Below are 16,208 nucleotides of genomic sequence, written 5' to 3'. Positions count from 1 at the left end.
TATGGACACCCCAGACACCACCCCGCCCTCCAGCGCCACCGAGCCGCGCACCTCCTACCTGGAGGAAAAAGCCTTCAAGTCGCGTACCCTGCTGATTTTCGGCACCGTCACCGACGTGATGGCCGCCGACGTGGCGCGCAGGCTGATCGCGCTGGATGCCGACAGCGCCGACCCGATTGACGTGCTGGTGAGCTCGCCGGGCGGCCACCTGGAGTCGGGCGACGCCATCCACGACATCCTGCGCTTCATCGCCGCGCCGGTGCACATGGTGGGCACCGGCTGGGTCGGCAGCGCCGCCACCCATTTGTTCCTGGCCGTGCCGCGTGCGCGGCGCTACTGCCTGCCGAACACGCGCTTTCTGATCCACCAGCCCAGCGGAGGCGCCGGCGGGCCGGCCAGCGACATCGCCATCCAAGCACGCGAGATCGTCAAGGCCCGCGAGCGCATCGCCCGCACCATCGCCCGCGAAACCGGCAAGCCACTGGAGGACGTACTGGTCGACATAGAGCGGGACCGCTGGCTGTCGGCCGAGGAAGCCGTGGAGTACGGCCTGGTATCGCGGATCATTGAGCGCAAGACCGAACTCAGAGAGGCGTGATGCTCCATTTTTAATAGCTGCTGGCGCAGGTAGAACCTGCGCCAGAGGTCGATTTCTTATAAATCCTTACTGCCCGTCGGCACGGACTTCGAACTCGATCTTCCAGCCGTCCCCGCCGTTGCGTGGAATCGCATGCAACTCCAAGGTGCCGGCCTCGGTGACAGCGGCGCGTAGCTTGACGGGCACTACCTCGCCAGGGGCGCGGCCCTCGGCCGGCAGATGGGCTTCGATCTCGGCCAGCTCCTGCAGCTCGTCCGGGGTCCAGAAGTCCAGCAGCATGCCGACCGCGTCTTCGCGCCGCACGGACGAGCCGAAGAATCGGAAGCGCACGGCTTCGCCGACCACCAGGCCAAACTCCTGCGGCGGCAGATCGGCCTGGCTGCCTTCTTCCATGCCGAAGGGCGCCACGCACAGGGCTTGCACCGGCGGCTCCAGGCCGGGCACGGCGGGCATGGCGGATTCAATGCCCACGTAGTAGGACTGGGCCGTGCCGCCGCGTATGCGGATGCCCTGGCCTTGGCGCACCGTGCCGTAGTAGGCGGCGCCGCGGGCTACCGCGTAGTCCAGGTCGGCACCGTCGAGCAGACGCGCAGCCGGCGCGCCTTCTGCGGCCAGCCAGCTGTTCAGCGTGGCCAGGGTGCGCTGCACCAGCAGGTCCGACTTGAACACGCCGCCGTTGAACAGCACGGCCGTGGGGTGCAGAAAGCTCGCGTCCTGCGCGGGCGCAAAGCCGCCGAGGGCCGCAGTTGCGCCCACCTGGCGGCCCAGCAGCGCGGCCAGGTGCCGGGTGACGGCCGCGTCCTGCGCATACGGCAGGCCCAGCTGGGTCAAGCCCGCACGGGCCCGGCTGATGGGGCGGGCGCTGCTGTCCACCTGGGGGAAGAAGCCTTCCAGGATGGTGGCGGTGAGCGCTTCGCGGCGCAGCTCGGCGCTGATGGAGCCGCCGATCAGGCGCGCGCCGCGGCTGGGGATGACCAGCGGAATCGACTGCACCTCGGCGTCGCTGAGCAGCTTTTCCTTGGCCAGCCGGCAGGCGTAGGTGAGGGCGCGCAACTGCCAGGCGTCCAACGATTTGCCGTCCGCCGCCAGCTGGCGCGCCACACCATGGGCCAGGGCCAGGTCCATGTTGTCGCCGCCGAGCAGGATGTGTTCGCCCACGGCCACGCGGTGCAGCTGCAGATTGCCTTCGGATTCGACCACGGCGATCAGCGAGAAGTCGCTGGTGCCGCCGCCTACGTCGACCACCAGGATCACGTCGCCCACCTTGACCTGTTTGCGCCAGCCGCCGCTGCTTTGGGCGATCCAGCTGTACAGCGCGGCCTGCGGCTCTTCCAGCAGGGTGACGCCGGTGTAGCCGGCGGCCTGGGCTGCCTCGGCCGTGAGTTCGCGCGCGGCGGGGTCGAAGGACGCGGGGATGGTCACCGTCAGCGCCTGCTGGTCGAACGGCGCATCCGGGTGGCTGTGGTTCCAGGCATCGCGCAGATGCGCCAGGTAACGGGTGCTGGCCTCCAGCGGCGAGATGCGCGCTACCTCGTCGGCCGCCGCACCGGGTAGGTCCGGCGGCAAGATGGCCGCACGCCGGTCCACGCCGGGGTGGCAGAGCCAGCTCTTGGCGCTGGACACCAGGCGGATCGGGGTTTGCGCGCCGTGGCTGCGTGCCCATTCGCCGAGCACCGCCGTGGGCGCGGCCTGCCAGGGCAGGGCCAGGTCGCCATCGGCGAATTCGCTGGCGTGCGGGAGGTAGATGAAGGACGGCAGCAGCGGGTAGTCCTGCACCGCGCCGGGCGCGCTTTGCTGGGCGATGGGCAGGATGCGGGGCCGCGCCTCGGGCTCCTGCAGATCGACCCAGGATAGCGCGCAATGCGTGGTGCCCAGGTCGATGCCGATGGCGTAACGTGCTTCGCTCATAGCTCGACCTCGGCGGCGGCCAGGATGCGCGGGTCGTGGCCCTCGGTGGTGCGCGGCAGGCGCACGTCGGTGGCCTTCCAGCCCGGGTGCCGCAGCGTGCCGCGGAACGGGGCTTGGCCGACCACATTGCCGGTCAGGCGCACGCTGGCGGCGTCAAAGCCGGCTTCCAGCACGATGCGGCTGCCTTCGGCCTCGGGCCGGGCCGGGGCCAGGGTGAAATGCGCGTCCAGCACTTTGCGGCAGCCCGCATGCACCAGACGGGCGGCGCCGCCGATGTCGGCATCCGGGTAGCCGGCCACGTCTTCCTGCAGGAAGTCGACAAACCGGGCTTCGCGCTGCAGCAGGGCCAGCAGCTGCAAGGCCGCATCCGGGGTGGCGACCTTCAGTACCGGGGCCGGGGCGGGGGGCGCCACCGGGGCCGGTGGCGGGGGCGGCGCGGCGGGTAGCACGCCGTCGCGCACGTCCTGCAGCTGGGCGGCGAGCTTGCCATTGCCCAGCACGGCGAAAGCCAGGGCCAGGCGGGTGAAAAAAGAGGGGCTTTGACTGGGCATTGATTTCTCCACAAATATTTCAGGCAGAACGCATCCCTCCAAGGACACCGTAGAACCGGCTTCGCCGGGCTACTGGTGTCGCCCCCTGCAAGGGGGTTGGCGCAAGACGCGTAGCGCTGCAGCCTGGGGGTGAGTCAAGACCTTCCACAAAAACAAACGGCCCGGTGATCCACCAGGCCGCAGGGCATATTGTCAGGGATGGACGCCGATGCGCCCAGGCAAGGCCTTAGGCCTTGGCGTCGAGGTGGGCTTCGACGGCTTCCACGGCCTTGTCGGTGGCTTCCTTGGCGACTTGCTGGGCCGATTCGATGGCCTTGGTGGCAGCGGCGACGGTGGATTTCACCAGGGCTACGGCGTTTTCGGTGCCGGCCGGGGCGTTCTGGGTGGCGGTTTCGACCAGGGTGGCGAAGCCGGTCTTGGCGTCAGCGCCCAGGTCTTCCGCGTACTGGCGGACTTCGGCGCCGCTGGATGTGGCGATGGCCTGTACATGGCGCAGGTAGGAAGTGGCTTTTTCGGGCACAGCCTTCAGCAGGTTGGTCTGCAGGGTCACCAGTTCTTGCGGGTCCTTGATCTGAAAGGCAGCCAGGGTGGTGTCGGCGGTTTCTTGCAAGGTGGCCTTGGCGGCTTGCAGGTTCAGCTTGACCAGGCTTTGCAGGCCGTCAAACAAGGTGTTGGACAGCTCGAAAAAGCCGGTGGCAGCAGATTTCTGGGTGGCGGTGAGGGTGGCAAAGTTCAGCATGGAAGGCTCCGGTAAAAATATCAAAACAGGCGGTGTGCAACTTATGTTGCACTGCAACATGAACCGAACTATAGCCATCTCCCCCGGTTAATGCCAAGACAGGAAGCTCTAATTTCCGCCTCGGGCGATAATCGCCACCCCGGCCAACCACCAAAGTACCAGCCCATGAGCACTACCGAAGTCGTCCGCGACGCGCAATCTGTCGAGTCCTACAACCCGCTGGCCAAGCAAAAGGCGGGCGCCAAGCTGTCGCGCATTCCGGTGAAGGTGGTCCAGGGCGAGGTGCTGAAGAAGCCCGAATGGATACGCGTCAAGGCCGGTTCGCCCAGCACCCGGTTTTACGAAATAAAACAAATTTTGCGTGAAAGCAATCTGCACACCGTGTGCGAGGAAGCCAGCTGCCCGAACATCGGCGAATGCTTCGGCAAGGGCACGGCCACCTTCATGATCATGGGCGACAAGTGCACCCGCCGCTGCCCGTTCTGCGACGTGGGCCATGGCCGGCCCGACCCGCTGGACGTGGACGAGCCGTTGAACCTGGCCAAGACCATCGCCAAGCTCAAGCTCAAATACGTGGTGATTACCAGCGTGGACCGCGACGACCTGCGCGACGGCGGTGCCCAGCACTTTGTGGACTGCATCAAGAACATCCGCGAACTCTCGCCCCAGACCCAGATCGAGGTGCTGGTGCCCGATTTCCGTGGCCGCGACGACCGGGCTTTGGAAATCCTGAAGGCTGCCCCGCCCGACGTGATGAACCACAACCTGGAAACCGCGCCACGCCTGTACAAGGAAGCCCGCCCCGGCTCCGACTACCAGTTCAGCCTGAACCTGCTGAAGAAGTTCAAGGCCTTGCACCCCAATGTGCCCACCAAGAGCGGCATCATGGTCGGCCTGGGCGAGACCGACGAAGAAATCCTGCAGGTGATGCAGGACATGCGCGACCACAACATCGACATGCTGACCATCGGCCAGTACCTGTCGCCCAGCAACAGCCATCTGCCGGTCAAGCGCTACGTGCACCCCGACACCTTCAAGATGTTCGAGGAAAAGGCCTACGCCATGGGCTTCAGCCACGCCGCCGTGGGCGCCATGGTGCGCAGCAGCTACCACGCTGACCAGCAGGCTGAACACGCCCTGGCCAACACTGCGCTGTAAATGGCGACGGTTGGCGGCCTGTGGTTCAACCCTAGAAATCTCGGCAACTACGTCTCCAACGCCGTCCTGGAGCGTGGCTTAACGCTGTACCGCGGGCAAAAGGTGCTGGACCTCGAGGTCCGCGCCATCGACAACGGCCGCTGGCAGCTGGCCGGCAAGGTGCAGGGCAGCGAACGCACGCCCTACACGCAGAACATCCGCCTGCACATCAATGTGCACGGCATGCTGACCCATTGGGACGCCGACTGCAGCTGCCCGGTGGGCGTGGACTGCAAGCATGCGGTCGCCTTGTCGCTGAAAGCCGCCTACCGCACTCAGGCCACGGTCAACGCCCCGCCGCGCCAGCCCACCGAGGCCGAGCTGGCCGCCGCCCGCCAGGCCGCGGCCGAACGTGCGCGCGCCGCGGCCCAGGCCAAGGTTGGCCACTGGCTGGCGCAGTTCGACGCGCTGGACCGCATCCACCACCCGCACCCCGACGTGGAGCGCAGCGACTACCTGGTCTATGTGCTCGGCCCCTGCGCCGCGCCGCACCTGGTGCGCATGCTGGAGCTGCAGGTCTACAAGGCGAACCGCAAGCGCAACGGCGACTGGGCCAAGCCCAAGATACTGCAGAACCTGCCCTACCCCGGCCACCCGCTGTGGGACGAGGCCAGCCCGCAGGACCGCGAGCTGCTATTGCTGGTCAAGGGCCAGAGCGTGGCCACGCCCTCGGCCTCCTACGGCATCAGCGCCCTGGTGGCCGGTGCCGCCGGCCGGCTGGCGCTGCAGATGGCGTCCGACAGCGGCCGCCTGTTTGCGCTGGCCGACGGCGGCTTTCTGGGGGCACCGCTGCGCTGGGCCGAGCCGCTGGACCTGGCCTGGCGCTGGCAGTCCAGCACACCCGAGGCCGGCGAACCGGTATGGGCGCTGCTGCCCCAGCTGGGCGCGGGCCGCAGCACCGCCCAGCTGTACGCCAACCAGCCGCCGCTGTACCTGGACGCGGCCCAGGGCGCGTGTGGCCTGGCCCAGACCACGGGCATCGCCGCCGAGCACCTGCCGCTGCTGCTGAATGCGCCGCCGGTGCCGCAGTCGGCGTTGCAGCCGTTCCAGGCGCCGCTGCTGCGCCGGCTGGGCGCGGTGGCCTTGCCGCCGACGCTGACGCCCTTGCCCTGCGTGCAAGGCGTGGCACCTACCGGCCATCTGCACCTGCTGCCGATGGCCAAGAAAGACGAGGCCCAGCTGGGCCTATTGCGGGCCCAGCTGCATTTCGACTACGCCGGACTGCGCGGCAGCTGGGACCACCGCGAAACCAGCGTACTGCTTACCCACGCCGGCAGCCAGACCCTGCTGCAGCGCGACCTGGACGCCGAAGCCCGGCTCACCAGCCTGTTGCTGCAGCGCGGCCTGGTGGGCCTGCCGGCCTCGGGCTACGGCCTGCCGGGTGCGCAAAGCCAGCAGCCCTGGCTGGACTGGGCCGACAGCGGCTATGCGGAGTTCCGCGCCGATGGCTTCAGTGTCACGCTGGACGACGGACTCACCGACTGGCTGCAGCGCGCCGACAGCCTGGACGTGCAGATGCAATCCGCCGCGGCCGACCCCGACGTCTCCCCCTGGTTCGACCTGTCGCTGGGCATGGAGATCAATGGCGAGCGGCACAACATCCTGCCCTGGCTGCCCAGTCTGCTGGCCCAGCTGGCGAATGCGCCGGTGGACGGCGACAGCGGCGAACGCCTGCTGCCGCAGCATGTGTTCATGCGCAAGCCCGACGACAGCTTCATCCGCGTGCCGACAGCGCCGCTGCGGCCCTGGCTGTCGGCCCTGCTGGAGCTGGTCGGCGACCGCAAGCACGATCTGGCCGGCGACAGCCTGCGCCTGAGCCGGCTCGAAGCCTTGCGCGCTGGCGCGGCCCTGGGCCAGGGGGCGGTATGGACCGGCGCCCAGGCGCTGCAAGAACTGGTGGCCCAGCTGGCCGGCCACAGCGCCTTGCCCGAGGTGCCGTTGCCCGCGGGCGTGCAGGCCAGCCTGCGGCCCTACCAGCAGCAAGGCCTGAACTGGCTGCAGTTCCTGCGCCGCGCGGGGCTCAACGGCATCCTGGCCGACGACATGGGCCTGGGCAAGACCTTGCAGACCCTGGCCCATATCCAGGTGGAAAAAGACGCGGGCCGGCTGGCCAACCCGGCGCTGATCATTGCCCCGGTCAGCCTGATGGGCAACTGGCAGCGCGAAGCCCAGCGCTTCTGCCCGGGTCTGTGCTGCCTGGTGCTGCACGGCGCGGACCGGCACGAGGTGGCCGACAGCACGCATGCGCACGACGTGGTGATTGCCCCGTATTCGCTGCTGCAGCGCGACCGCGACGGCTGGCTGCAGGCGCCCTGGCACCTGGTGGTGCTGGACGAAGCCCAGAACATCAAGAACGCCAGCACCCAGGCTGCGCAGGTGGTGGGCGAGCTCAACACCCAGCACCGGCTGGCGCTGAGCGGCACGCCGATGGAAAACCACCTGGGCGAGATCTGGAGCCTGTTCCACTTCCTGATGCCGGGCTTCCTGGGCAGCCAGGCGCAGTTCAATACCTTGTTCCGCACGCCCATAGAGAAAGCCGGCGACAGCGAGCGCCTGGCCCAGCTGCGCAGCCGCATCACCCCCTTCATGCTGCGCCGGACCAAGGCCCTGGTGGCGCACGAGCTGCCGCCCAAGGTGGAGACCGTGCTGCGCGTCGAGCTGGCCGGCGCCCAGGCCGACCTGTACGAAACCATACGCCTGAGCACCGAGAAAGCCGTGCGCGAGGCGCTGGACGGCAAGGGCCTGGCCAAGTCGCACATCACCATCCTCGACGCGCTGCTCAAGCTGCGCCAGGTCTGCTGCGACCCCCAGCTGCTGGGGTTGGAGTCGGCGCGCCAGGTGCAGCAGTCGGCCAAGCTGGAGCAGCTGATGGAGATCCTGCCCGAGATGCTGGCCGAGGGCCGCAAGGTGCTGTTGTTCTCGCAGTTCACGACCATGCTGGCGCGCATCGAGCTGGAGTTGAAGAAGCGCGGTATCGCCTGGACCAAGCTCACCGGTCAGTCGCAAAAGCGCGACCAGATCATCGACCAGTTCACCAGCGGCGCCGTGCCGCTGTTCCTGATCAGCCTGAAGGCTGGCGGCGTGGGCCTGAACCTGCCGCAGGCCGACACCGTGATCCATTACGACCCCTGGTGGAACCCGGCGGTGGAAACCCAGGCCACCGACCGCGCCCACCGCATCGGCCAGACCCAGAGCGTCTGGGTGGTGAAGCTGGTAGCCCAGGGCACGATTGAGGAGCGTATCCTGGCCCTGCAGGAGCGCAAGGCCGCGCTGGCCGAGAGCATGTACAGCGGCGCCCAGGCGCGCAAAGAGCCGCTGTTTTCCGAATCCGATCTGCAGGAATTGCTCAAGCCGCTATCAAACTAGGAGCTGCTGGCGCAGGTGGTGCCAGCGCTACAGGCCTTTTTTCTATATAAATCGGTGGGCGGGTATCCTCATACCATCGATCCGTCCCCCGCGCATCCACAGGAGCTGTATTCCATGACCCCCGACAAGCCGCAAAAACCCTTCTCCATGATCCGCGAATTCCACCTGGCCGACTGGTTCACGCTGGCCAACGCGGTCTGCGGGGTCGGTGCGCTGTTCTCCGTCATGACCTACCTGGAGCTCGGCGATGTGCGCCATGTGTACTTTGCCTGCTGGCTGGTGCTGGCGGCCTTTGTGTTCGACGTGCTGGACGGCAAGATCGCGCGCTGGCGCCAGAAAACCTCGATCCTGGGCCGCGAGCTGGATTCGCTGGCCGACGTGATCTCGTTCGGCGTGGCCCCGGCCATCATTGCCTACGGCTGCGGCATGCAAGGCCTGTACGACCGCGTGGTGCTGGCCTTTTTTGTGGCCTGCGGCGTGTCGCGGCTGGCGCGCTACAACGTGACGGCCGAAACCCTGTCGCAGGGCACGGACAAGGTGAAGTACTTCGAAGGCACGCCGATCCCCACCTCCATCGTGCTGGTCTTCGTGCTGGCCATGGCCGCCTGGACCGGCAATGTGCGCGGAGCCCTGTGGCTGGGCGAGGTCCGTATGGGCGGCTTCACCCTGCACCCGCTGGTGCTGATGTTTGCGCTGTCGGGCTCGCTGATGATCAGCCGGATCCGCATCCCCAAGCCCTGAGCAGTTTCTAGGTACTAACCCGTGGAAACCTGCATTCCCGGGTCGAAATTCCCACATTTTTAGTGCGGTCAATCATTCATCGTTGAAATTAATAGAACGATGCCATCAAACCCGGGGAACCGCCACGGCGCTTGGCGGTTTTAAAGTTCAGTCCATGGATTCGGCAAGCAAGCCTCCTGATCCAGGAGCTTCAAAAAACCGACCATGGCTGCAGCCGACCCGGCTGCGGTCTTTTTAACTGACCGATTGAAGGAAACTACCATGACCGCATCCAAATTCGCCGCTTCTGCCCTGATCGCCCTGGCTTCCGTGGCCGCTACCAGCGCCTTTGCCGGCAACGACAACAACTACCCCCAGCTGTCCGTCACCAGCACCAAGAGCCGCGCCGACGTGCAAGCCGAGCTGGCACAGGCCCGCCAGGACGGCAGCCTGCTCTCGTTCAACAACGACAAGCAGTATCCGAAGATCGATGCCGCTAGCACCAAGACCCGTGCCGAAGTCCGCGCCGAGTATGAAGCCGCGCTGAAGGCCGGTGAAATCGTCCGCATCCGCAGCTAAACCACTACCGTGCCCTACCGGACACCCGCAGCAAGTGCCTTGAGTGCGATGTGATTTCAGCCCCCGCAGGGTCACATAGCGACAAGGCAGCTTGCTGCCCCCCGGCTGGTGCAGGAGAGAAGCTTCATGAACACGCTTAAATTTGCCGCCGCAGCCCTGTTTGCGCTGGCCTTTACCGTCACCATCAGCGCCTTTGCGGGCGAGGAAGAAAGCCCCCAGCCGCCGGTCTACGCCGCTGCGCCGTCCCTGGCAATCGGCTGATGCAGGTTTGCTACTAAAAAAAGAGCTGCCAGCGCATGGTTTACATGCGCTGGCAGCTCTTTTTGCTTATAAGTTCAGTAGGTCGACAACGGGCCCAGGCCCGAGTCCCAGACCGGCTCGGCCTCGGTGCGGGCCGACAACGGGTCGGCCATGGCCAGCGCCGGCTCTTCGGCTTCCAGCACATGCTGGGCCCAGGGCGTGAGCCGGCTGGTGTCGGCGCGCAGCACTTCCTGCTTGACCGCCAGGATCTGCGCCGGGTGCATGGAGAAGCTGCGCAGGCCCAGGCCCAGCAGCAGCCGGGTCATGGCCACATCGCCGGCCATTTCGCCGCAGACGCTGACGCCCTTGCCCTGGGCCTGGCATTCGCGGATGGTGTCGGCCAGCAGGCGCAGCACCGCCGGGTGCAGCGGGTCGTACAAATGGGCCACCGATTCGTCAGCGCGGTCGATCGCCAGCGTGTACTGGATCAGGTCGTTGGTGCCGACCGACAAAAAGTCGAAGTACTTGAGGAACAGCTTCAAGGTCAGCGCGGCCGCCGGGATCTCGATCATCGCGCCCAGCTTGACCGGGCCGTAGACCGCGCCACGGTTGTCCAGTTCGGCGCGGGCGAAGTCCAGCAGCGACAGCGTTTGGCGGATCTCGCTGCCGTGCGCCAGCATGGGCACCAGCAGGTTCACCTGGCCGTGGGCGGCGGCGCGCAGGATGGCGCGCAGCTGGGTCAGGAACATCGCCGGGTCGGCCAGGCTCCAGCGGATGGCGCGCAGGCCCAGTGCCGGGTTCAGGTGGGTGTCTTCTTTCTGGCCCTTGTCCAGCGGCTTGTCTGCGCCGATGTCGACCGTGCGGATGGTCACCGGCATGCCTTGCATGCCCTCGACCGCGCGGCGATACGCCTGGTACTGCTCTTCCTCGTTCGGCAGGCTGCCTTTGCGGCCCATGAACAGGAATTCGCTGCGGAACAGGCCGACGCCGACCGCGCCGGCATTCACCGCGCCGACAGCGTCTTCGGGCATTTCGATGTTTGCCAGCAGCTCGATGCGCTGGCCGTCCAGCGTGACCGCCGGGGTGTGGCGCAGCCGCATCAGGCGCTCGCGCTCCAGCTCGCCCTGGCGCTGCTTGAAACCGTATTCGGCCAGGATGATGGCGGACGGGTCGACGATCACCACGCCGCTGTCGCCGTCGATGATCACCCAGTCGTCCTGCCGCACCAGCTGGCTGGCGCTGCGCGCGCCGACCACCGCCGGGATGTCCAGGCTGCGCGCCACGATGGCGGTGTGCGAGGTCTTGCCGCCGACATCGGTGACAAAGCCGGCGAACACGCTTTGCTTGAACTGCAGCATGTCGGCCGGTGACAGGTCGTGGGCGATCAGCACCAGCGGCACGGTCAGGCTTTCGTCGGGCCACAGGTGCTGGCCGGCCTTGCGGCGCGCGGGCAGCGGCTGGGCAACGGGTGAGACCACGCCCTTCATGTAGCGCAGGATGCGCTCGACCACCTGCTCCAGGTCGGCCTTGCGTTCGCGCAGGTACTCGTCCTCCATCTCGTCGAACTGGCGGGCCAGGATGTCGAGCTGGGTGGTCAGCGCCCATTCGGCGTTGTACAGGCGGTCGGTGATCCAGTGCTTGACGCCGGAGGTCAGGGTCTCGTCTTCCAGCAGCATCAGGTGTACGTCGAGCAGGGCGGTCAGCTCGGGCGGCGCGTCTTTGGGCATGGCGTGCTGCAGGCGCTGCAGCTCGTCCACCACCGCATTGCGGCCCATGCGCACGCGGTCGATTTCTTCGGCGACCTGGTGCGCTTCGATGAAGTAATGCGCCACATCCACGCGGCTGGAGCCGACCAGCACCGCGCGCCCGATGGCAATGCCCCGGGCGACAGCCAGACCGTGGATCGCAAACGTCATGGTGTTACTGGCCTTCGCCGAACTTGTCGGCAATCAAGGCGAGCAGGGCGTCCATCGCATCCTGCTCCTGCGGGCCGTCGGTATCGATGACCACGGTGGCGCCCAGGCCGGCGGCCAGCATCATTACGCCCATGATGCTCTTGGCATTGACCCGGCGCTCACCGCGGGCGATCCAGATTTCGCAGGGGAAACTGCCCGCCAGCTTGGTAAGTTTGGCGGAGGCGCGGGCGTGCAGGCCCAGCTTATTGCTGATGGTCGTGGTGGTTTGGATCATGCTTCTTGCGGGCTTGGTTCTGGGGAGCGGTGATGGCGACCTGCATGATGCCCTGCGTGCCGCCGATCAGCGCGCGCGACACCAGGGCCTCCAGCGACTCGTGGCGGTAGCTGACGGTGCGCAGCAGCATCGGCAGGTTGACGCCGGTAATGAGCTTGGACTTGATGCCGTCCACCAGCTTCTGCGCCACATTGCAGGGCGTGGCGCCGAACACATCGGTCAGCACCAGAAACTGCCCGTTGCCCAGCTGGTCGATGGCGATGCGCGCCATGGCAAAGGTTTCTTCGGGCGAGGTATGGGGCTGTACATCGAGCGCCACCACGCCGTCCGCACAGTCGGGAAACACGTGCAGAGCACACTGGCGCAGGGCATGGGCCAGCGGGGCGTGGGCGATGATGAGGATGCTGTTCATTGGGGTCAATTATCGACGCGGCAAGCGCCAAGCTTAGTTCACTCGAATTTCAGCCCGGTAAAGAAGGTCTCGGCCGCGGCAGGGTCCAGCTTGTCGGCATACACCACTGCATGGAACAGGTCGATGCCGGCCGGGTCGGCATGGGCAAACCAGACCGCCTGGGCGTTCACCGGCGAGCCATCGGCGCGCTGGCCGGCCAGCGCCCAGCGCACACCCGACCAACTGCCGGGCAGGGCAAAGGCCTGGGTCTGCGGGTCGGCCGCATGCAGGTGCGCCAGGGTCGCCGCCTGCCAGCCCGCCAGCGTGGCGCCGGCCTGCCGGGCATCGGCTAACCGCACATGGGACACGGCGAAGGTGGCGCCGGCCGCGTCGCAGCCCTGCATGTCCAGCTGCAGATCGGTGCCGGCCATGCGGACTTCGCGGCTGGCCTTGTCGGGCTTGCAGGGCAGCAGCATCTGCAGTGCATGGGCTTCGGAACGCACGCTGCGCCAGTTCAGCGAGGGGCTGCAGGCGGCCAGTGTGGCCAGCGCGACCAAGTAGAGGTAGGGCAGGGTGGTCCGGCGCATGCTCAGAAGGACGCGCCGAACACCTTTTTCAGCACCGCGCTGCCGGTGCCGATCGGGTCCTGGCGGATGTTCTTCTCTTGCTCGCCGATCATCAGGTACAGGCCGTCCAGGGTCTTGTGGGTGATGTAGTCCTGGATCGACGCGTCTTCCTTTTTGATCAGGCCCAGGCCCGCGGCCTTGCCGGCCAGCTGGTTGTACTGGTTGGCTGCGCCCACGCGCTCGGTGGCCTGGGTGACCACCGGCAGGAACTTGCCGAACAGCGGGGTGCGGGTTTTTTCGGCGAAGAAATTGGTCATGGCGTTGTCGCCGCCGCTGAGGATGTTCTTGGCGTCGTTGAAGTTCATGCTCTTCACCGCGCCCACCAATGCGTCCTTGGCCAGCGGCACGGCGGCTTCGGCGGCGCGGTTCATGCTGGTCACCAATTCGTCGACGCGCTTGCCCTGGCCGAGTTTTTTCAGCCATTTGGCTGCGTCTTCGAGGTAGCCGGGCAGCGGGATGCGAACTTTTTCGTTGCCCAGGAATCCATCCGTCTTGCCGAGCAGGCCGACGGCGGCGAGCGCGGATTTCTCCAGCGCGGTCTTCAGTCCCTGGTTGGCTTCCTTGTCGCTCAGGTCGGCCAGCGACAGGGCATGGACCTGCTGGGCGGTGGACCACAACAGCAGGCCGAGTGCAGAAACCGAGGCGGAATTAAAATGACGGCGATACATGGGCAACCTTTGAAATGAAAAAAACATTTATTGCAGCCAGCGCAGCAGCCCTGCTAGCCGTGGGTTCGGGTGCCTATTATCTGGTGGCCCATAGCAACAATGCCGCCCCTATGGCCACTTATGTGCTGCTCGACGGCAGCCAAAAGAGCACGGCCGATTTCAAGGGCCGGGTCACCCTGGTGAACTTCTGGGCCACCAGCTGCACCACCTGCGTGGCCGAGATGCCCAAGATCATCGCCACCTACGACAAGTACCACGCCCAGGGCTTCGACACCCTGGCTGTGGCCATGGCCTACGACCCGCCGAGCTATGTGGTGAACTACGCGCAGACCCGCAAGCTGCCGTTCCAGGTGGCCATTGACAACACCGGTGCCGCCGCCAACGCCTGGGGCCCGGTGCAGCTGACGCCGACCACCTTTCTGGTCAACAAGCGCGGCGAAATCGTCAAGCGCTTCATCGGCGAGCCCGACTTTGCCGAACTGCACCGCATGATCGAGAAGCTGCTCGCCGAAGCCTGAACCCCGTCCTGGCCTGTTTTTTTATATGAAACAGGCCTCTGGCGCAGATGCTGCCTGCGCAGGCAGCTATTTATTCAATAGCAAATCAGCGGTTCTACCTGGCGCGAAAGGCGTCGTGGCAGGACTTGCAGTTGCCGCCCACCGCGCCGAACGCGGTCTTCACATTGTCCAGATTACCGGTCTTGGTGGCGGCCAGCAGCTTGGCGCTGTCGGCCTGCAGCTTGTCGCCGTGCTCCTTGAACTTGGCGGCGTCGGTCCAGATCTCGGGCAAGGCCTTGGTATTGCCGCCCTTGTCGGTGCCCGGCATATAGGCGGTCCACGGCAGCTGGGCCATGGCGGCCACCACCTCGGCGTTCTCGGTGGCGACCTTGGCGTCAAACGGCACCCGGCCCTGCACCATGGCGCCGATGCGCCCTGCATGCTGCGACATCACGAACATCACGCTCTGGCGGTATTTGATGGCGTCCTCGGGCTTGGCAAACTGGGCTGCCGCCGGGCCAGCCAGGGCCAGCGCGGACGCGGCCAGAACAAATGAAGCAATCCGTTGCATGGTGGTTAGTCCTTCGTGGGTTAATATTTTTCAAAAACCTGCGCGGCCCACTGTAGCCTTAGCGCAGCCGTTTTGCAGCCCCCTGGCGCGTAAACCAAGGATTTCACGATGCAGATGCACAGAGTACGGGTTTGGGATTTGCCGACGCGGATCTTCCACTGGGTGCTGGCCTGCGCGGTCGTGGGCCTGCTGGTGACCGGCACCCTCGGCGGCGCCGCCATGGTCTGGCACTTCCGCCTCGGCTATACGGTGCTGAGCCTGCTGCTGTTCCGCATTGTCTGGGGGCTGGTGGGCGGGCGCTGGTCGCGCTTTGCGGCCTTTATCTATGCGCCGCGCACTATCTGGCGCTACCTGCGCGGCCAGGGCCTGCCCGCGCATTCGGTGGGCCACAACCCGCTGGGCGCAGGCTCGGTGTTTGCGCTGCTCGGTTTCTTGCTGGCCCAGGTAGGCAGTGGCCTGGTCAGCGATGACGAGATCGCTGCCGCCGGCCCGTTGACCAAATTTGTCTCCAACGACACCGTCAGCCAGGCCACCTGGTACCACGCCGAGGTCGGCAAGACCGTGCTGATCGTTCTGGTGCTATTGCACCTGGCGGCCATCGCGTTCTACGCCTGGAAGAGAAAGCAGAACCTGGTCACGCCCATGCTGCTGGGCGACAAATGGCTGGCCACACCCCAGCCAGCCTCGCGCGACGACGCGGTGACGCGCACTGTCGCGCTGCTGGTATTTGGGCTGTGCGCGGCGGTGGTGGCCTGGGTGGTCAGCCTGGGGGGCTAAACTGGCATGGTGTCTTCAGCCTCCAAGCCCGTTGTGAATGTTCCCGTGATCGAACTCGTTTCGCCGACCCAGGCGGAGGAGCTGGACGCGACCCGTGCCATCTTCCAGGAATACGCGGGCCAGCTTGGGGTGGATCTGTGCTTCCAGTCGTTCGACGAAGAGCTGGCCACCCTGCCCGGCGAATACGCGGCCCCGCGCGGTGCGCTGCTGCTGGCCCTGGTCGACGGCGAGCTGGCCGGTTGCTGCGCACTGCGCCCGCTGGACAGCGCGGACTATGCCAACGCCAGCGAGATGAAACGCCTGTTCGTGCGCAAGGCCTTCCGCGGCTTTGGCCTGGGCCGCCAACTGGCCGAGGCCGCGCTGGACGCCGCCCGCGCGGCCGGCTACAGCTGCGTGCTGCTTGACACCCTGGACGACATGGAAGCCGCCCGCACCCTCTACGAAGAACTGGGGTTTGCCGAGGTGCCGCCCTACTACCACAACCCGATTCCCGGTGCGCACTACCTGAAGGCAGATATTTAGCGCCTGTTTGGTGCGGCGCGAACGGGTCGTATTAATATGCAGTTACCGGGCCTGGCCTGGTGATCGTC

General features: G+C 66.3%; 18 protein-coding genes. 9 read left to right on the top strand and 9 right to left on the bottom strand.

The annotated features are described in order from the left end of the window. The first annotated feature begins 1 nt into the window (after position 1). Complete coding sequence (locus tag J2X19_RS22800; RefSeq protein ID WP_310376748.1) at positions 2–598, top strand: ATP-dependent Clp protease proteolytic subunit; 597 nt, start codon at positions 2–4, stop codon at positions 596–598. Positions 599–664: 66 nt separating this feature from the next. Here J2X19_RS22800 and J2X19_RS22795 read toward each other — a convergent pair whose 3' ends face one another. From J2X19_RS22795 to phaP, 3 genes are all read right to left on the bottom strand, one after another. After that, positions 665–2,506 (bottom strand): Hsp70 family protein, encoded by a 1,842-nt coding sequence (locus J2X19_RS22795; protein ID WP_310376746.1) that lies wholly within the window; start codon positions 2,504–2,506, stop codon positions 665–667. Then, a complete protein-coding gene (locus tag J2X19_RS22790; RefSeq protein WP_310376744.1) occupies positions 2,503–3,057 on the bottom strand; it encodes a DUF2760 domain-containing protein in 555 nt (184 codons plus the stop codon). The genes J2X19_RS22795 and J2X19_RS22790 overlap by 4 nt, the downstream gene beginning before the upstream one ends. Before the next feature lie 226 nt (positions 3,058–3,283). Further along, the gene (phaP, locus tag J2X19_RS22785) at positions 3,284–3,796 is read right to left on the bottom strand and encodes a TIGR01841 family phasin (RefSeq protein ID WP_310376742.1); all 513 of its coding nucleotides are present in this window, start codon (positions 3,794–3,796) and stop codon (positions 3,284–3,286) included. 165 nt (positions 3,797–3,961) lie between these two features. Here phaP and lipA point away from each other — a divergent pair, with 165 nt between their 5' ends. The 5 genes from lipA (at position 3,962) to J2X19_RS22760 (ending at position 9,919) form a co-directional block, all read left to right on the top strand. Continuing rightward, on the top strand, positions 3,962–4,954 hold the full coding sequence (gene lipA / locus J2X19_RS22780) for a lipoyl synthase (RefSeq protein ID WP_310376740.1): 993 nt from the start codon (positions 3,962–3,964) through the stop codon (positions 4,952–4,954). Beyond that, entirely contained in the window at positions 4,955–8,359 is a 3,405-nt protein-coding gene (locus J2X19_RS22775) for a DEAD/DEAH box helicase (protein ID WP_310376738.1), read from the top strand. It begins immediately after the preceding gene. 114 nt (positions 8,360–8,473) lie between these two features. Beyond that, positions 8,474–9,100 (top strand): CDP-diacylglycerol--serine O-phosphatidyltransferase, encoded by a 627-nt coding sequence (pssA, locus tag J2X19_RS22770; RefSeq protein ID WP_116606638.1) that lies wholly within the window; start codon positions 8,474–8,476, stop codon positions 9,098–9,100. 261 nt (positions 9,101–9,361) lie between these two features. Further along, the gene (locus J2X19_RS22765) at positions 9,362–9,658 is read left to right on the top strand and encodes a DUF4148 domain-containing protein (protein WP_310376734.1); all 297 of its coding nucleotides are present in this window, start codon (positions 9,362–9,364) and stop codon (positions 9,656–9,658) included. Between the two features lie 126 nt (positions 9,659–9,784). Beyond that, positions 9,785–9,919, top strand: coding sequence for a hypothetical protein (locus J2X19_RS22760; RefSeq protein WP_310376733.1), 135 nt, complete (start codon positions 9,785–9,787; stop codon positions 9,917–9,919). 74 nt (positions 9,920–9,993) lie between these two features. On the opposite strand, the gene ptsP is transcribed toward J2X19_RS22760, so the two are convergent. Genes ptsP through J2X19_RS22735 form a run of 5 tightly spaced genes read right to left on the bottom strand, consistent with a single transcriptional unit; the run spans position 9,994 to position 13,773 of the window. Further along, positions 9,994–11,814, bottom strand: a complete 1,821-nt coding sequence (gene ptsP / locus J2X19_RS22755; protein WP_310376731.1) for a phosphoenolpyruvate--protein phosphotransferase — start codon at positions 11,812–11,814, stop codon at positions 9,994–9,996. Positions 11,815–11,818: 4 nt separating this feature from the next. After that, on the bottom strand, positions 11,819–12,088 hold the full coding sequence (locus J2X19_RS22750; RefSeq protein ID WP_116606641.1) for an HPr family phosphocarrier protein: 270 nt from the start codon (positions 12,086–12,088) through the stop codon (positions 11,819–11,821). Further along, entirely contained in the window at positions 12,057–12,500 is a 444-nt protein-coding gene (locus J2X19_RS22745; RefSeq protein ID WP_092760106.1) for a PTS sugar transporter subunit IIA, read from the bottom strand. Before J2X19_RS22745 ends, J2X19_RS22750 begins: the two co-directional genes overlap by 32 nt. A 38-nt stretch (positions 12,501–12,538) precedes the next feature. Next, positions 12,539–13,066 (bottom strand): hypothetical protein, encoded by a 528-nt coding sequence (locus J2X19_RS22740; protein ID WP_310376726.1) that lies wholly within the window; start codon positions 13,064–13,066, stop codon positions 12,539–12,541. A 2-nt stretch (positions 13,067–13,068) separates the two neighbouring features. Then, the gene (locus J2X19_RS22735) at positions 13,069–13,773 is read right to left on the bottom strand and encodes a DUF4197 domain-containing protein (RefSeq protein WP_310376724.1); all 705 of its coding nucleotides are present in this window, start codon (positions 13,771–13,773) and stop codon (positions 13,069–13,071) included. Positions 13,774–13,787: 14 nt separating this feature from the next. Between J2X19_RS22735 and J2X19_RS22730 the strand changes: the two genes are divergently transcribed. After that, positions 13,788–14,291 carry a TlpA disulfide reductase family protein gene (locus J2X19_RS22730; RefSeq protein WP_116606644.1) on the top strand — a complete coding sequence of 168 codons (504 nt, stop codon included), beginning with the start codon at positions 13,788–13,790 and terminating at the stop codon, positions 14,289–14,291. A gap of 94 nt (positions 14,292–14,385) precedes the next feature. Here the strand turns inward: J2X19_RS22730 and J2X19_RS22725 are convergent, their stop codons facing one another. Then, entirely contained in the window at positions 14,386–14,841 is a 456-nt protein-coding gene (locus tag J2X19_RS22725; protein WP_116606645.1) for a c-type cytochrome, read from the bottom strand. Positions 14,842–14,949: 108 nt separating this feature from the next. Here J2X19_RS22725 and J2X19_RS22720 point away from each other — a divergent pair, with 108 nt between their 5' ends. Both J2X19_RS22720 and J2X19_RS22715 read left to right on the top strand, forming a co-directional pair. Then, positions 14,950–15,618 (top strand): cytochrome b/b6 domain-containing protein, encoded by a 669-nt coding sequence (locus J2X19_RS22720; RefSeq protein WP_116606646.1) that lies wholly within the window; start codon positions 14,950–14,952, stop codon positions 15,616–15,618. 6 nt (positions 15,619–15,624) lie between these two features. Further along, positions 15,625–16,140 (top strand): GNAT family N-acetyltransferase, encoded by a 516-nt coding sequence (locus tag J2X19_RS22715; RefSeq protein WP_310376719.1) that lies wholly within the window; start codon positions 15,625–15,627, stop codon positions 16,138–16,140. Positions 16,141–16,208 lie beyond the last annotated feature (68 nt).

Source organism: Rhodoferax ferrireducens (assembly GCF_031458075.1).
In the GTDB taxonomy this organism is placed as follows: Bacteria; Pseudomonadota; Gammaproteobacteria; order Burkholderiales; family Burkholderiaceae_C; genus Rhodoferax_B; species Rhodoferax_B ferrireducens_A.
The sequence above is the reverse complement of the archived record's forward strand: the minus strand, read 5'-3'. Positions and strand labels throughout refer to the sequence as shown.

What these genes read in the sequence shown, in the direction of transcription:
- J2X19_RS22800 (WP_310376748.1), top strand. Translation starts at nt 2, where the DNA reads ATGGACACCCCAGACACCACCCCGCCCTCCAGCGCCACCGAGCCGCGC.
- J2X19_RS22795 (WP_310376746.1), bottom strand. Translation starts at nt 2,506, where the DNA reads ATGAGCGAAGCACGTTACGCCATCGGCATCGACCTGGGCACCACGCAT.
- J2X19_RS22790 (WP_310376744.1), bottom strand. Translation starts at nt 3,057, where the DNA reads ATGCCCAGTCAAAGCCCCTCTTTTTTCACCCGCCTGGCCCTGGCTTTC.
- phaP (WP_310376742.1), bottom strand. Translation starts at nt 3,796, where the DNA reads ATGCTGAACTTTGCCACCCTCACCGCCACCCAGAAATCTGCTGCCACC.
- lipA (WP_310376740.1), top strand. Translation starts at nt 3,962, where the DNA reads ATGAGCACTACCGAAGTCGTCCGCGACGCGCAATCTGTCGAGTCCTAC.
- J2X19_RS22775 (WP_310376738.1), top strand. Translation starts at nt 4,955, where the DNA reads ATGGCGACGGTTGGCGGCCTGTGGTTCAACCCTAGAAATCTCGGCAAC.
- pssA (WP_116606638.1), top strand. Translation starts at nt 8,474, where the DNA reads ATGACCCCCGACAAGCCGCAAAAACCCTTCTCCATGATCCGCGAATTC.
- J2X19_RS22765 (WP_310376734.1), top strand. Translation starts at nt 9,362, where the DNA reads ATGACCGCATCCAAATTCGCCGCTTCTGCCCTGATCGCCCTGGCTTCC.
- J2X19_RS22760 (WP_310376733.1), top strand. Translation starts at nt 9,785, where the DNA reads ATGAACACGCTTAAATTTGCCGCCGCAGCCCTGTTTGCGCTGGCCTTT.
- ptsP (WP_310376731.1), bottom strand. Translation starts at nt 11,814, where the DNA reads ATGACGTTTGCGATCCACGGTCTGGCTGTCGCCCGGGGCATTGCCATC.
- J2X19_RS22750 (WP_116606641.1), bottom strand. Translation starts at nt 12,088, where the DNA reads ATGATCCAAACCACCACGACCATCAGCAATAAGCTGGGCCTGCACGCC.
- J2X19_RS22745 (WP_092760106.1), bottom strand. Translation starts at nt 12,500, where the DNA reads ATGAACAGCATCCTCATCATCGCCCACGCCCCGCTGGCCCATGCCCTG.
- J2X19_RS22740 (WP_310376726.1), bottom strand. Translation starts at nt 13,066, where the DNA reads ATGCGCCGGACCACCCTGCCCTACCTCTACTTGGTCGCGCTGGCCACA.
- J2X19_RS22735 (WP_310376724.1), bottom strand. Translation starts at nt 13,773, where the DNA reads ATGTATCGCCGTCATTTTAATTCCGCCTCGGTTTCTGCACTCGGCCTG.
- J2X19_RS22730 (WP_116606644.1), top strand. Translation starts at nt 13,788, where the DNA reads ATGAAAAAAACATTTATTGCAGCCAGCGCAGCAGCCCTGCTAGCCGTG.
- J2X19_RS22725 (WP_116606645.1), bottom strand. Translation starts at nt 14,841, where the DNA reads ATGCAACGGATTGCTTCATTTGTTCTGGCCGCGTCCGCGCTGGCCCTG.
- J2X19_RS22720 (WP_116606646.1), top strand. Translation starts at nt 14,950, where the DNA reads ATGCAGATGCACAGAGTACGGGTTTGGGATTTGCCGACGCGGATCTTC.
- J2X19_RS22715 (WP_310376719.1), top strand. Translation starts at nt 15,625, where the DNA reads ATGGTGTCTTCAGCCTCCAAGCCCGTTGTGAATGTTCCCGTGATCGAA.